Source organism: Serratia sp. CY81684 (assembly GCF_052166595.1).
Classification (GTDB): Bacteria; Pseudomonadota; Gammaproteobacteria; order Enterobacterales; family Enterobacteriaceae; genus Serratia; species Serratia nematodiphila.
In genome coordinates, this window is record NZ_JBJNOO010000006.1 from 65,537 (window position 1) to 79,953 (window position 14,417).

Consider the following 14,417-nt stretch of genomic DNA (forward strand, 5'->3'; position numbering starts at 1 on the left):
AAAGATTCGGAGTGTCGGACGCCGGGGAGTTTTGTTACCCTGTGTCCGGGTCGCGTTTGTTCGCTTTAGGAAAAGACTGAAACCCGCGATTTTCTTGGTTTTGCCTGCGGCATAGCCAGATAAAAACAGCCGATGATCGAGTATACTCAGCCCGGTTCGAGGGGGCGGGTGAGAGTCAGCCCCCTTTTTTGTTTCAGCCCGATTTCACGGAGAGCAGGTTTGCGGGTCAGGCGTTCGTTAACGATTAAGCAGATGGCGACAGTGTCCGGCGTGGCGCTGGTCACGATCTGCATTTTTATCGTGATCCAGTTATTCCACTTTGTGCAGCAGCGCAGGGATGACTACGCCCAGCAACTGGAGAATATCGCTCATTCCGTGCGCCAGCCGCTGGCGGAAGCGGTGCTGCGCATGGACGTGCCGGAAGCCAAAAGGGTGCTGAACACGCTGTTGCCGGTCGGCATTCTCAGCCGGGCGGATATCGTGTTGCCGAACGAGTTTCAGGCGCTGCACGCCAATTTCCCGCCGGAGCGGCCGGTGCCGACGCTGATCGCCCGGCTGTTTGAACTGCCTATCCAAATTTCCGTGCCGCTCTATTCGCTGGAGCGCGTGCCCGCCAACCAGCAGCCGCTGGCCTATCTGGTGCTGCAGGCCGATTCGTTCCGCATGTACCAGTTTATCCTCAGCATTTTGTCGACCATGCTGTCGACCTACCTGCTGCTGGCGCTGATCCTGTCGGTGGCCATCACCTGGTGCATGAACCGGTTGATGGTGCATCCGCTGCGCGCGATGGCCAAAGAGCTGGAGAACATCTCGCAGGACGAAGCGCCCTATCACCAGCTGATGCTGCCGGCGCTGCACCAGGACGACGAGCTCGGCCTGCTGGTGCGCAATTACAACCGCAATCAACAGACGCTGGCCAAGGCGCATGCCGATATGAGCCGCCTGAGTACCCGCCACCCGGTGACCGAACTGCCGAATCCTGCATTGCTGAACGCGTTGCTGGAACAGCATATCGCCTCCAGTCTGCGCCCTGAGCGTTTTAACCTGCTGGTGATCGGCATCGAGACGCTGCATGAAGCGTCTGGCGTGATGAGCCCGGCGATGCGTGAAGCGCTGCTGCTGGCGCTGGCGAAGAAGCTGCGCGGCTGCATCGACGAAAACGGCGTGCTGGCACAGCTGAGCAATACCGAATTCGCCATTCTGGCCAAGGGCATTGAGCGGCCGTTCCACGCCATGCAGCTGGCGCGGCGCATCATGGCGGAGATCAATGCGCCGTTGACGCTGGAAGGTCTGGCGCTGCGGCCCAACGCCAGCATCGGCATCGCGCACTACCTCAATCAGGGGGAGAGCGCGGAACAGCTGCTGCGCAGCGCCACCTCGGCGATGATGTCCGCGCACCGCGAAGGAAAAAATCAGATCCTGTTCTTCGAACCCAGCCTGACGGAACGCACGCAGAAGCGGCTGACGCAGGAGAGCGAGATCCTGCACGGCATCGAGCAGCGGCATTTCACGCTGTTCCTGCAGCCGCAGATCGACATGCAGTCCAACGAGGTGATCGGCGCCGAAGCGCTGCTGCGTTGGCAGCAGTATGACGGCAGCTATACCCTGCCGGCCGACGTTATCCCGCTCGCGGAAGAGCTGGGCGTGATCGTGCCTCTCGGCAACTGGGTGCTGGAAGAGTCTTGCCGTATCCTGGCGGACTGGCAGCAACGCGGCATTGCGCTACCGCTGGCAGTTAACGTTTCCGGTATTCAGATGCAGGATGAAGCGTTCGTCCCGCATTTGAAAAACCTGCTGGCGCAGTATCGGATCGATCCGCGCAAGCTGCTGCTGGAGATCACCGAGACGGTACGCATCGACGATCTCGATCGCGCCTTGGCACTGCTGCGCGAGCTGCACGACCTGGGGCTGTCGATCGCGCTGGACGACTTCGGCATGGGCTACTCCAGCCTGGAGTACCTCAACCGCTTGAAATCCCTGCCGATCGATTTGATTAAGATCGACCGCAGTTTCATTCAGGGGCTGCCGGGCGACGATGCGATGGTGCGCATCGTCAGTTCGATCTCCGAAGTGCTGGCGTTGCCGGTGATGGCCGAAGGCGTGGAAAACGCCGAACAGCGCGACTGGCTGCTGCAGCACGGCATTCGCAGTGGGCAAGGATTCCTGTTCGCTCGGCCGCTGCCGCGCGAAGCGTTCGAAGCCGAGTTTTGCCGCGCGGCGCCGTGAGCGTCGCGATACCTTTCCGGTACTTTTCCTCGTCCGAAAATCGCCATTCTTTATCTACCTCTTTTGCGTTAGTGCAAACAAAGGCTTACGCAATTTTCAGCTTTGCACCCCGACTGACGCGTTTCAGCTCTTAAATTCACATCAACCCCACACGGTGGGTGCAACAAATTATTTCCATGTTGTTAAGTGGGTGTTATTTTCCGCGCAGCAATAAACCGATTGAGTAATTCATTCCCCCAATAACTGAAACGGCGCCATGCCAGAAAAAAAGCGTGCATGAATCCCGTTTCCTGCATGAGAGGGGGGATCGGTTGCCACCTGATGCGTGTCTTGCCCCCATAGGATGTTCATATGAAAACAACCATTTTTAAGAGCCTCTATTTTCAGGTACTGACGGCGATCACGCTGGGTATCCTGCTTGGCCACTTCTACCCTGATCTTGGCGCCCAAATGAAACCCCTGGGCGATGGCTTCGTCAAACTGATCAAGATGATCATCGCGCCGGTGATCTTCTGCACCGTGGTGACCGGCATCGCCGGCATGGAAAGCATGAAGGCGGTGGGGCGCACTGGCGCCATCGCGCTGCTGTATTTTGAAATCGTCAGCACCATTGCGCTGATTATCGGCCTGGTGATCGTCAACCTGGTGCAACCGGGTGCCGGCATGAACGTCGATCCCGGCACGCTGGACGCCAAAGCGGTGGCGATCTACGCCGAGCAGGCGCAGCAGCAGGGCATCATTCCGTTCCTGCTGGACATCATCCCCGGCAGCGTGATCGGCGCGTTCGCCAGCGGCAACATTCTTCAGGTGCTGCTGTTCGCGGTACTGTTCGGCTTCGCCCTGCATCGTCTGGGCGACAAAGGGCAGCTGATCTACAACGTGATCGACAGCTTCTCGCGGGTGATTTTCGGCATCATCAACATGATCATGCGCCTGGCGCCGCTGGGGGCCTTCGGCGCCATGGCGTTTACCATCGGTAAATACGGCGTCGGCACGCTGGTGCAACTCGGCCAGCTGATCGTGTGCTTCTATATCACCTGCATCCTGTTCGTGGTGGTGGTGTTGGGCAGCATCGCCCGCGCCAACGGCTTCAGCATCTTCAAATTCGTCAACTACATCAAAGAAGAGCTGCTGATCGTGCTGGGAACCTCGTCGTCCGAATCCGCGCTGCCGCGCATGCTGGATAAAATGGAGAAGTTGGGCTGCAAGAAATCGGTGGTGGGTCTGGTGATCCCGACCGGATACTCCTTCAACCTGGATGGCACCTCTATCTACCTGACCATGGCTGCGGTGTTTATCGCTCAGGCGACCAACACCCACATGGATATCATGCATCAGATTACCCTGCTGGTGGTGTTGCTGCTTTCCTCCAAAGGGGCGGCGGGCGTGACCGGCAGCGGCTTTATCGTGTTGGCCGCCACCATCTCCGCCGTAGGCCACCTGCCGCTGGCCGGCCTGGCGCTGATCCTCGGCATCGACCGCTTTATGTCGGAAGCCCGCGCGCTGACCAACCTGGTGGGCAATGGCGTGGCGACCGTGGTCGTGGCCAAATGGTGTAATCAGCTGGATGAGAAACAGCTGAAAGACACCCTGAACAACAAAAACACCGGCGCGGACAAAACGCTGCCTTCCGCCTGATTTCGGCGGTAAATCACCGGCCGCAGCCGCGGCCGGTGAGCTTCTTCCCCTGCCTCGTAACGATTTTTTGCATTAAAAACCCCGCAATCTATTATTTTTCACTCTAATGAGTGACATCCGCAAAGGCGCGCGGTCTAACACGATGGTACACTTTCTGCTTTCCGCCCCACTGTGAAACTCAGGGCGTATTTTTATGATTCCATTGAATGGAATACACGCATTTGCATAAGAAATTGGATAGTCATTAAGTAGGGGTTCACATGCAGGGCACCAGAATTCATCTTATAGTTGGTGGGCTGCTACTGGCGGCAGCCAGTAGCAGCGTGCAGGCTGAAGCACTACAACCCGATCCTGCCTGGCAGCAGGGGGCGCTGGCCAACGGGTTTTCATGGCAGATTCTCGATACGCCGCAGCGGCCAAGCGACCGCGTGGAACTGCGGCTGATCGTCAATACCGGCTCTCTGGTGGAGTCTTCGCAGCAGACCGGTTTCGCCCATCTGCTGCCGCGGCTGGCGTTGGCGCGCAGCGAAAGCTTTACCGCGCCGCAGCTGCGCGCCCTGTGGCAACAGAGCGTGGATAACGAGCGGCCGCTGCCGCCGGCGATCATCTCGTATGATTTCACCATGTATAACCTCAGCCTGCCGAACAACCGGCCCGACCTGCTGAAAGAAGCGCTGGCCTGGCTGGCGGACACTACCGGCAAACTGGCGATCGACGAGCATACGGTGCACGCGGTGATGAATTCCAGCATCAATCCGGTCGGCACTTTCCCGCCCAATACCCAAGATGCCTGGTGGCGTTACCGCCTGAAAGGCTCGACGCTGCTGGCGCACGATCCGGCGCAGCCGGCGAAGCGGCCGGTCAACCTCGAGCAGCTGAAGAAATTCTATCAACAGTGGTATACCCCGGACGCCATGACGCTGTTCGTGGTCGGCAAGGTCGACAGCCGCAGCCTGGGCGAGCAGATCAACAAGGCGTTCTCGCCGCTGCAGGGCAAACGTGAAACCCCGGCCCCGATGCCGACCCTGACGCCGCTGCCGCAGCAGCCGGTGAGCCTGATCAGCGAGCAGGTGAAACAGGATACGCTGTCGATCATGTGGGATTCGCCGTGGCACCCGATTCGCGATTCGCAGAGCCTGCTCCGTTACTGGCGTGGCGATCTCGCCCGCGAGGCGCTGTTCTGGCATCTTCAGCAGACGCTGGAAAAAAGCGACCAGAAGAGCCTGCATCTGGGCTTTGACTGCCGTGTGCAGTACCAGCGGGGGCAGTGCGCCATCCATCTGGATACGCCGAACAACAATCTGAACGGCAGCCTGGGCTTTATCGCCCGCGAGCTGGCCAACGTGCGTGACAACGGCCTGTCGAAAGAGGAATTCGATGCGCTGCTGGCGCAGAAAAACGATCAGCTGAGCAAGCTGTTCGCCACCTACGCCCGCACCGACACCGATGTGCTGATGAGCCAGCGCCTGCGTTCGCAGCAGAGCGGGGTGGTGGATATCGCGCCGGAGCTGTATCAGAAACTGCGCCAGGAGTTCTTGTCCAGCCTGACGCTGGAGACGCTGAATCAGGCGCTGAAGCTGCAGCTGTCTCAGGAGGCGACGCTGGTGCTGATGCAGCCGAAGGGCGAGCCGGAAATGAGCATGAAGCAGCTGCAGGAAACCTATGACGGCATCATGATGCCGGCGCCGGCGGTGGTGACGGAAGAAGCCAAACCGGCCGACACCGCGGTGGCTGCGCCGGCGACGGACGCCGGCGCGCAGTAATTCGCAGCAGGGGGCGCAGGCCCCCTCAGTTGCGGTACAGCACCTTGATGATGTGGTAACCGAACTGGGTTTTGACCGGGCCGTAAGGTTTGAGCAGCGGTATGCTGAATACCGCTTTATCGAACGCCGGCACCATCGCGCCCTTGTTGAATTCGCCCAGCGAGCCGCCGTTGCGTTTTGACGGGCAGCTCGAATATTTGCGTGCCAGCGTGTCGAAGCTGACGCCGCGCTTCAGCTTGGCCAGCAGCTCGTTGGCCAGCTTTTCATTGTCTACCAGAATGTGCAGGGCGCACGCCGTTTTTGCCATGGTATTGCCTTTGTCGATGCGAAAATTGCGCTGATTATACCCGCTAAATCTCATCGGCGCTTTCTGCTACAATTCCCTTCCACGTTTTACAGTCGAGCAAGCCAGCACCATGCGATTAAACCCCAGCCAACAACAAGCCGTCGAATTCGTTACCGGGCCCTGCCTGGTGTTGGCCGGCGCCGGGTCCGGCAAGACGCGCGTTATCACCAACAAGATAGCTCACCTGATCCACCACTGCGGCTATCAGGCGCGGCACATCGCCGCCGTGACCTTTACCAACAAGGCCGCACGCGAGATGAAAGAGCGCGTGTCGCAAACCCTGGGCCGCAAAGAGGCGCGCGGGCTGATGATTTCCACCTTCCATACCCTGGGGCTGGAGATCATCAAGCGGGAATACGTGGCGTTGGGGATGAAGTCCAACTTCTCGCTGTTCGACGATCAGGATCAGCTGGCGCTGTTGAAAGAGCTGACCGAAAAGTGGCTGGAAAGCGACAAAACGCTGGTGGCGCAGCTGATTTCGACCATCTCCAACTGGAAAAACGACCTGATCGATCCCCAGCGGGCGGCAGAGTTGGCGCGCTCGGAACGCGACAAGCTGTTCGCCCACTGCTACGGTCTTTACCACGCCCATATGCGGGCGTGCAATGTGCTGGACTTCGATGACTTGATCCTGCTGCCGACGCTGCTGTTGCAACGCAACGAAGAGGTGCGCGAACGCTGGCAGCAGCGCATCCGCTATCTGCTGGTGGATGAGTACCAGGATACCAACACCAGCCAATACGAGCTGGTGAAGCTGTTGGTGGGCAACCGCGCGCGCTTTACCGTGGTGGGCGACGACGACCAGTCGATCTACTCCTGGCGCGGCGCGCGGCCGCAGAACCTAGTGCTGCTGAAGGAAGATTTCCCGGCGCTGCAGGTGATCAAGCTGGAGCAAAACTACCGTTCCAGCGAGCGCATTTTGAAGGCGGCCAACATTCTGATCGCCAATAACCCGCACGTGTTTGAAAAGCGGCTGTTTTCTGAGCTGGGATATGGCGAAGAGCTGAAGGTAGTGACCGCCAACAATGAGGATCACGAAGCCGAGCGGGTGGTGGGGGAGCTTATCGCCCACCACTTCGTGAAAAAGACCAATTACGGCGACTATGCGATCCTGTACCGCGGTAATCACCAGTCGCGGGTGTTTGAAAAGATGCTGATGCAGAACCGTATCCCGTACAAGATTTCCGGCGGCACCTCGTTCTTCTCGCGCCCCGAGATCAAGGATCTGCTGGCTTACCTGCGCGTGCTGACCAACCCGGAAGACGACAGCGCCTTTCTGCGCATCGTCAATACCCCCAAGCGCGAGATCGGCCCGGCAACGCTGCAGAAGCTTGGCGAGTGGGCCAACCAGCGCAACAAAAGTTTGTTCCATGCCAGCTTCGATCTGGGGCTGAGCCAGCACTTGACCGGACGCGGGCTGGAATCGCTGCAGCGCTTCACCCATTGGCTGGGCGGCATCGCCCAGCAGGCGGAACGTGAGCCGGTGGCGGCGGTGCGCGATCTGATCCGCGGCGTGGATTATGAGAGCTGGCTGTTTGAAACCTCGACCAGCCCGAAGGCCGCCGAAATGCGGATGAAAAACGTCAACACGCTGTTCGGTTGGATGACGGAAATGCTGGAAGGCAACGATCTGGACGAGCCGATGACGCTGACCCAGGTCGTGACGCGCTTCACCCTGCGTGACATGATGGAACGCGGCGAAAGTGAAGAGGAGCTGGATCAGGTGCAGCTGATGACGCTGCACGCCTCAAAGGGACTGGAGTTCCCTTACGTGTTCCTGGTGGGCATGGAAGAGGGGCTGCTGCCGCACCAGAGCAGCATCGACGAAGACAATGTCGATGAAGAGCGGCGTCTGGCCTATGTAGGGATCACCCGCGCGCAAAAAGAGCTGATTTTCACCCTGTGCCGCGAGCGCCGTCAGTACGGTGAGCTGGTGCGGCCGGAGCCGAGCCGGTTCCTGCTGGAGCTGCCGCAGGACGATTTGGCGTGGGAAACCGAGCGCAAAGTGGTGAGCCCGCAGGAGCGGATGCAGAAGGGGCAGAGCCATCTGGCCAATATCCGCGCCCAGCTGGCCAAGGCCAAAGGCGGGAATTAAAAAGAAAGGGCGCGATTCGCGCCCTGGTCATGTCAACGTTGTTCTTCCAACCGCAGCGTCCAGTGGACGTAGCTCTGCCAGTGGCTTTCCTGCTCCAGCGCCTCGGCGCGCAGCGGATGCTGTTCCAGCCAACCCGGCGGCAAGATCACCGTCAGTTCATCGTCCTGATTGGCGCGTAACCGCACCGCCGGCAGCGTGTCGTCGCGGCGGCGGCTGGCGAAGATGATCGCCAGGCGCAAAATGCGGCACAGGCGCTGCGCAGTGCGCGGCGGCAGGGCGTTTTGCTGGTTCAACAGCGACAGGTCGAGGGTGTTGCTCTGATTTTGCAGCAGGGTGGCCAGCAGTTTTTTCTGCGCCGGGGTAAAGCCGGGTAAGTCCAGGTGGCGGATCAGGTAGGCGGCGTGTTGCGGCGCCTGCTTGAAATCGACGCTGAGGCCGAGTTCGTGGATCAGGCTGGCGCTGTGCAACAGCTCGCGACATCGTGCATCCAGCTGCCACTCGTTGGCGACCTGCTGGGAGAAGTTGGCGGCGAGCTGGCTGACGCGTTCGGCCTGCTCGGTGTCGATCAGGTAGCGGCGCTGCAGGTTGCGGATGGTGCGGATGCGAATATCCTGCTCCACCGGCAGATGCAGCATGCCGTAAACCAGACCTTCACGCAGCGCCCCGCCGGCCAGCATCATGCTCTCGATGCCCAGCTCCTGGAAGATGGCCAACAGGATGGACAGGCCGCTCGGGAACACCAGCGCGCGCTCCAGCGTCAACCCTTCGATCTCCAGCTCTTCCAGCTTGCCGCACTGAATGGCGCGCTGTTTCAGCTGGCGCAGTTTGGGCAGGGTGATGCGCTCATCCATGCCCTGCGCCACCATGATCTCCTGCAGCGCTTGCACGGTGCCGGAAGCGCCGACGCAGATCTGCCAACCTTGTTGGCGCAATTGCGGTGCGATCGGCCGCACCATTTCGCGCGCGGCCTGTTCGGCGCGCTCGAAGTTTTCTTGCCCAAGGTTGCGATCGCTGAAGTAGCGTTCCAGCCAGGTGACGCAGCCCATCGACAGGCTATACAGCTGCGTTGCCTGTGCGCCGGTGCCGGTGACCAGTTCGGTGCTGCCGCCGCCGATGTCGACGACCAGCCGACGATCCGGCCCGCCGGTGGTGTGCGCGACGCCGTGATAGATCAGCCGTGCCTCTTCTTCGCCGCTGATCACCTGTACCGGGCAGCCGAGGATTTGCTCGGCGGCCTGCAGGAACTCATCGGCGTTGGACGCCAGACGCAGCGTGGCGGTGGCGACGACGCGGATCTGCTCGCGCGGTATGTCCTGCAGGCGTTCGGAGAACAGCCGCAGGCACTGCCAGCCGCGTTGCATGGCCTCATGCGACAGGTGATTGTTCTGATCCAGCCCGGCCGCCAGGCGCACTTTGCGCTTGATCCGCGCCAGAGTCTGAATGCTGCCTGCCACCTCGCGCACTACCAACATGTGGAAGCTGTTGGAGCCGAGATCGATGGCAGCATAAAGCGTGCTGGAACTGAGCATGGCGATCAGCTCGAACGTTTACGGTTGTTGCGCGGCGCGCCGCCGCGACGAGGCGCGGAGTTGCGACGTGGGCCGTTGCCGCCGCGCGGGCGCGACAGGCGCTTCGGCGCCGGCAAATCGGTCAGCAGCGCATCGCTGTTGTACTTGCTCACCGGAATGCTGTGGTCGATATAGGTCTCGATCGCCGGCAGGTTGAGCGCATACTCTTCACACGCCAGGCTGATGGAGTGGCCGCTGGCGCCTGCGCGGCCGGTACGGCCGATGCGGTGCACGTAGTCTTCGCAGTCGTCAGGCAGATCGTAGTTGAAGACGTGTGTGACGGAAGGGATGTGCAGACCGCGCGCGGCGACGTCGGTGGCGACCAGAATATCGAGATTGCCTTTGGTGAAGTCGTCGAGGATGCGCAGGCGTTTTTTCTGCGCCACGTCACCGGTCAGCAGGCCCACGCGGTGACCGTCGGCGGCCAGATGGCCCCAGATGTCTTCGCAGCGGTGCTTGGTGTTGGCAAAGATGATGGCGCGATCCGGCCACTCTTCTTCGATCAGCGTCTGCAGCAGACGCATTTTTTCTTCGTTGGACGGGTAGAACAGCTCTTCTTTAATGCGGTGGCCGGTTTTCTGTTCCGGTTCCACTTCAACATATTCGGCGTTGTTCATCTGCTCGAAGGCCAGTTCGCGTACGCGATAGGACAGGGTAGCGGAGAACAGCATGTTCAGGCGTTGATCGGCCGCAGGCATGCGGCGGAACAGCCAACGGATGTCTTTGATAAAGCCAAGATCGTACATGCGATCGGCTTCATCCAGCACGACGACCTGCATCGCGCCGAGATCGACATAGTTCTGTTTGGTGTAATCGATTAAACGGCCGGTGGTGCCAATCAGAATGTCCACGCCGCTTTCCAGCACCTTCAGCTGTTTGTCGTAGCCGTCGCCGCCGTAGGCCAGGCCCAGTTTCAGGCCGGTGCTCTGGGAGAGCGCTTCCGCATCGGAGTGGATTTGCACCGCCAGTTCACGCGTAGGCGCCATGATCAAGGCGCGCGGCTGATTGGTCTGGCGATCCTGTTTCGCCGGGTGAGTCAGCAAATAGTGAAAAGTAGACGCCAAAAACGCCAGCGTCTTTCCGGTACCGGTTTGCGCCTGACCTGCAACGTCACGCCCGGAGAGCGTGAGCGGCAATGCTAACGCCTGGATGGGCGTGCAATTGTGAAACCCTTTTTTCTCAAGGGCTTCAAGGACTAACGGGTGCAGGGCGAAGTCGGAAAACTTCTGTTCGGTCAAGTGTGTTTTGCTCATAGTGTGGTAGAATATCAGCTAACTATTGCTTTACGAAAGCACATCCGTTGAAATAAACGCGGTGCAATAAAATCACCTTGAGTTGGTTAATGCTACACCAACAAGGTAGACATAATCCTGTGGAGTAGAACATGAGCGATAAAATTATTCACCTGACTGACAGCAGCTTCGAAGCTGACGTGCTGAAAGCGGAAGGGCCGATCCTGGTCGATTTCTGGGCTGAATGGTGTGGGCCGTGCAAGATGATTGCTCCGATTCTGGATGAGATTGCCGAAGAGTTCGAAGGCAAACTGACCATCACCAAGCTGAATATCGATCAGAACCCGGCTACCGCGCCTAAGTACGGTATCCGTGGCATCCCTACGCTGTTGCTGTTCAAGAACGGTGAAGTGGCCGCGACCAAGGTTGGCGCGTTGTCCAAAGGTCAGCTCAAAGATTTCCTGAACGCGAATCTGTAATCGGGCGGGAAGCCCAGTATCAGGCGCCTGGCGGTGATGTTCAATTCACCGCTAGACGCCTGCCAAGAAGCGTGTTAAGTTTAACCACACTGCATATAGAACTTGCCCGAAGTTTTAAATCTAAAGAGTTTGAATCTAAAGCTATACTCTGTGTCGAATCACTGGCGTTGAAAGTAAACTGAACTCAGCCCGTGTTTTGGCAATCAAACGGTTTTGCAAAAATCATTTTTAAGGTACCTTCGATCTTCAACCGTCAATGCGTGCGCCCGATGTAAGCCATTTCTTACCGCGACGGCTCTGCGCCCGGTGATCGAACGTCCAGTAAACAGGCACGCATTTCGCTGCCATACCATTCACGATACAAGTTCGAGACATACCCCGAGTTTAAGAACCCACCACTATGAATCTTACCGAATTAAAGAATACGCCGGTTTCTGAGCTGATTACTCTCGGCGAAAATATGGGGCTGGAAAACCTTGCCCGTATGCGCAAGCAGGACATTATCTTCTCCATTCTGAAGCAACATGCGAAAAGCGGAGAAGATATCTTCGGCGACGGCGTGCTCGAGATATTGCAGGATGGATTCGGTTTCCTCCGCTCTGGAGACAGTTCCTACCTCGCCGGTCCCGACGACATCTACGTATCCCCTAGCCAAATCCGCCGCTTCAACCTCCGCACTGGTGACACCATTTCCGGTAAGATTCGTCCGCCAAAAGAAGGCGAGCGCTATTTTGCCCTGTTGAAAGTCAACGAAGTCAACTACGACAAGCCGGAAAACGCCCGCAGCAAGATCCTGTTCGAGAACTTGACGCCGCTGCACGCCAATTCCCGTCTACGGATGGAGCGCGGCAACGGCTCGACCGAAGACCTGACGGCGCGCGTACTGGATCTGGCGGCGCCTATTGGCCGCGGCCAGCGTGGCCTGATCGTGGCACCGCCGAAAGCCGGTAAAACCATGCTGCTGCAGAATATTGCGCAGAGCATCGCCTACAACCACCCAGACTGCGTGCTGATGGTGCTGCTGATCGACGAACGTCCGGAAGAAGTGACCGAGATGCAGCGCCTGGTGAAAGGCGAAGTGATTGCATCGACCTTCGACGAGCCGGCTTCGCGTCACGTGCAAGTGGCCGAAATGGTGATCGAGAAGGCCAAGCGCCTGGTTGAGCACAAGAAAGACGTGATCATTCTGCTCGACTCCATCACCCGTCTGGCGCGTGCCTACAACACCGTGGTACCGGCCTCTGGCAAGGTGCTGACCGGTGGTGTGGACGCCAACGCCCTGCATCGTCCGAAGCGTTTCTTCGGTGCGGCACGTAACGTGGAAGAGGGCGGCAGCCTGACCATCATCGCGACCGCGCTGGTTGATACCGGTTCGAAGATGGATGAAGTGATCTACGAAGAATTTAAAGGTACCGGCAACATGGAATTGCATCTGGCGCGTAAAATCGCCGAGAAACGCGTATTCCCTGCGATCGATTACAACCGCTCCGGTACCCGTAAAGAAGAGCTGCTCACCACTTCCGAAGAGCTGCAGAAAATGTGGATCCTGCGCAAAATCATTCACCCGATGGGTGAGATTGACGCGATGGAGTTCCTCATTAATAAGTTGGCGATGACCAAAACCAACGATGAATTCTTCGATATGATGAAACGCTCATAATTCGTTAAAAAATTCGCTGAACGCCACGCCTAGTCGTGGCGTTTTTCGCTTTTGGCGGATACGATAAGTAGCAGTAATGGAAAAGTAAGTTGTTTCCTCGACTTATTGAGAATTCATCTTGTTTGTCGGTCGGCCCGGTGCCGGTCGGCTTTGCTGCTGTCGTTTTGTCAGCCGATGCGAAGAAAATAGGCATGAATCACCGTTGTCATAGGAAATGACCGAAAGGTGGCGGGGGTCGATGGCACAAGCTATTGCCCGTGGTAAGCTGCCTTATCTTCTACAGAGATCTGTTAACTGTGAACTTACTCACTATGAGTACTGAAATTCTATTTGTTTTCCTGTTTTCTTTGGCTTTTCTCTTTGTTGCCCGCAAGGCGGCAAAACGTATTGGTCTGGTAGATAAACCCAATTATCGCAAACGCCATCAGGGGTTGATTCCGCTGGTCGGCGGTATTTCCGTTTATGCCGGGTTGTGCTTCGCGTTTTGGATTTCCGAACAACCTATCGCGCACGCCAAGCTTTATCTCACCTGCGCCGGCATTCTGGTGTTTGTGGGCGCGCTCGACGATCGTTTCGACATCAGCGTTAAAATCCGCGCCTTGGTGCAGGCATTAGTCGGCATCGCCATGATGGTGTTCGCCGGTCTGTATCTGCGCAGCTTCGGCCATGTGCTGGGTGACTGGGAGATGCTGCTGGGGCCGTTCGGCTATCTGGTGACGCTGTTCGCGGTATGGGCGGCGATCAACGCCTTCAACATGGTCGACGGCATTGATGGCCTGCTGGGTGGGCTGTCGTGCGTTTCCTTCGGGGCGCTGGGCCTGCTGCTGTACCTGAGCGGCCATCATGAGCTGGCGTTCTGGTGCTTTGCGATGATCGCCACCATCGTTCCCTATATTTTGCTCAACCTCGGCATCCTCGGCCGCCGTTATAAGGTGTTTATGGGGGACGCCGGCAGCACCCTGATCGGCTTTACCGCCATTTGGCTGCTGCTGCAAAGCTCGCAGGGTAAGGCACACTCGATCAACCCGGTGACCGCGCTGTGGATCATCGCTATTCCGCTGATGGACATGATAGCAATCATGTACCGTCGTTTACGCAAGGGGATGAGCCCCTTCTCTCCCGATCGTCAACATATTCACCACCTGATCATGCGCGCCGGCTTTACGCCGCGGCAGGCTTTCGTGTTGATCACCCTGGCGGCCGCATTGCTGGCGGCGGTGGGCGTGATCGGCGAACGCCTGACTTTTATCCCTGAGTGGGTTATGTTGGCATTATTCTTGCTTGCTTTCTTCCTGTACGGTTACTGCATCAAGCGCGCCTGGCGGGTTGCGCGGTACATTAAGCGTATCAAGCGCCGGCTGCGGCGTTCGAGCGATAACAAGCAAGTATCTTAACCAGAGGCTTTTTGGC

General features: G+C 58.4%; 10 protein-coding genes. 7 read left to right on the top strand and 3 right to left on the bottom strand.

The genetic code is table 11. The annotated features are described in order from the left end of the window. Positions 1-219: 219 nt before the first annotated feature. From hmsP to ACJ8QF_RS21145, 3 genes are all read left to right on the top strand, one after another. Positions 220-2,226: a biofilm formation regulator HmsP gene (hmsP, locus tag ACJ8QF_RS21135; RefSeq protein ID WP_208020762.1), complete on the top strand. Its 2,007-nt coding sequence runs from the start codon at positions 220-222 to the stop codon at positions 2,224-2,226. Positions 2,227-2,577: 351 nt separating this feature from the next. After that, positions 2,578-3,864 (top strand): dicarboxylate/amino acid:cation symporter, encoded by a 1,287-nt coding sequence (locus ACJ8QF_RS21140; RefSeq protein WP_004934168.1) that lies wholly within the window; start codon positions 2,578-2,580, stop codon positions 3,862-3,864. A gap of 260 nt (positions 3,865-4,124) precedes the next feature. Beyond that, the gene (locus ACJ8QF_RS21145; RefSeq protein ID WP_033645700.1) at positions 4,125-5,627 is read left to right on the top strand and encodes a M16 family metallopeptidase; all 1,503 of its coding nucleotides are present in this window, start codon (positions 4,125-4,127) and stop codon (positions 5,625-5,627) included. A gap of 25 nt (positions 5,628-5,652) precedes the next feature. Here ACJ8QF_RS21145 and ppiC read toward each other — a convergent pair whose 3' ends face one another. Beyond that, entirely contained in the window at positions 5,653-5,934 is a 282-nt protein-coding gene (gene ppiC, locus ACJ8QF_RS21150) for a peptidylprolyl isomerase PpiC (RefSeq protein WP_004934175.1), read from the bottom strand. Positions 5,935-6,043: 109 nt separating this feature from the next. Here ppiC and rep point away from each other — a divergent pair, with 109 nt between their 5' ends. Beyond that, positions 6,044-8,068, top strand: a complete 2,025-nt coding sequence (gene rep / locus ACJ8QF_RS21155) for a DNA helicase Rep (protein ID WP_004934177.1) — start codon at positions 6,044-6,046, stop codon at positions 8,066-8,068. A 32-nt stretch (positions 8,069-8,100) separates the two neighbouring features. On the opposite strand, the gene ppx is transcribed toward rep, so the two are convergent. Together ppx and rhlB are read right to left on the bottom strand one after the other, a co-directional pair. Continuing rightward, on the bottom strand, positions 8,101-9,597 hold the full coding sequence (gene ppx, locus ACJ8QF_RS21160; protein WP_004934179.1) for an exopolyphosphatase: 1,497 nt from the start codon (positions 9,595-9,597) through the stop codon (positions 8,101-8,103). A 5-nt stretch (positions 9,598-9,602) separates the two neighbouring features. Then, on the bottom strand, positions 9,603-10,889 hold the full coding sequence (rhlB, locus tag ACJ8QF_RS21165; RefSeq protein WP_015376249.1) for an ATP-dependent RNA helicase RhlB: 1,287 nt from the start codon (positions 10,887-10,889) through the stop codon (positions 9,603-9,605). A gap of 131 nt (positions 10,890-11,020) precedes the next feature. Between rhlB and trxA the strand changes: the two genes are divergently transcribed. The 3 genes from trxA (at position 11,021) to wecA (ending at position 14,401) form a co-directional block, all read left to right on the top strand. Continuing rightward, positions 11,021-11,347 (top strand): thioredoxin TrxA, encoded by a 327-nt coding sequence (trxA, locus tag ACJ8QF_RS21170; protein ID WP_004934187.1) that lies wholly within the window; start codon positions 11,021-11,023, stop codon positions 11,345-11,347. 400 nt (positions 11,348-11,747) lie between these two features. Beyond that, on the top strand, positions 11,748-13,007 hold the full coding sequence (gene rho, locus ACJ8QF_RS21175; RefSeq protein WP_004934188.1) for a transcription termination factor Rho: 1,260 nt from the start codon (positions 11,748-11,750) through the stop codon (positions 13,005-13,007). Positions 13,008-13,303: 296 nt separating this feature from the next. Then, positions 13,304-14,401 (top strand): UDP-N-acetylglucosamine--undecaprenyl-phosphate N-acetylglucosaminephosphotransferase, encoded by a 1,098-nt coding sequence (gene wecA, locus ACJ8QF_RS21180; protein ID WP_004934192.1) that lies wholly within the window; start codon positions 13,304-13,306, stop codon positions 14,399-14,401. Positions 14,402-14,417 lie beyond the last annotated feature (16 nt).

Excerpts from the sequence above, each read along its gene's own strand:
- ACJ8QF_RS21140 (WP_004934168.1), top strand. The coding sequence starts at position 2,578 with ATGAAAACAACCATTTTTAAGAGCCTCTATTTTCAGGTACTGACGGCG.
- ACJ8QF_RS21145 (WP_033645700.1), top strand. The coding sequence starts at position 4,125 with ATGCAGGGCACCAGAATTCATCTTATAGTTGGTGGGCTGCTACTGGCG.
- ppiC (WP_004934175.1), bottom strand. The coding sequence starts at position 5,934 with ATGGCAAAAACGGCGTGCGCCCTGCACATTCTGGTAGACAATGAAAAG.
- rep (WP_004934177.1), top strand. The coding sequence starts at position 6,044 with ATGCGATTAAACCCCAGCCAACAACAAGCCGTCGAATTCGTTACCGGG.
- ppx (WP_004934179.1), bottom strand. The coding sequence starts at position 9,597 with ATGCTCAGTTCCAGCACGCTTTATGCTGCCATCGATCTCGGCTCCAAC.
- rhlB (WP_015376249.1), bottom strand. The coding sequence starts at position 10,889 with ATGAGCAAAACACACTTGACCGAACAGAAGTTTTCCGACTTCGCCCTG.
- trxA (WP_004934187.1), top strand. The coding sequence starts at position 11,021 with ATGAGCGATAAAATTATTCACCTGACTGACAGCAGCTTCGAAGCTGAC.
- rho (WP_004934188.1), top strand. The coding sequence starts at position 11,748 with ATGAATCTTACCGAATTAAAGAATACGCCGGTTTCTGAGCTGATTACT.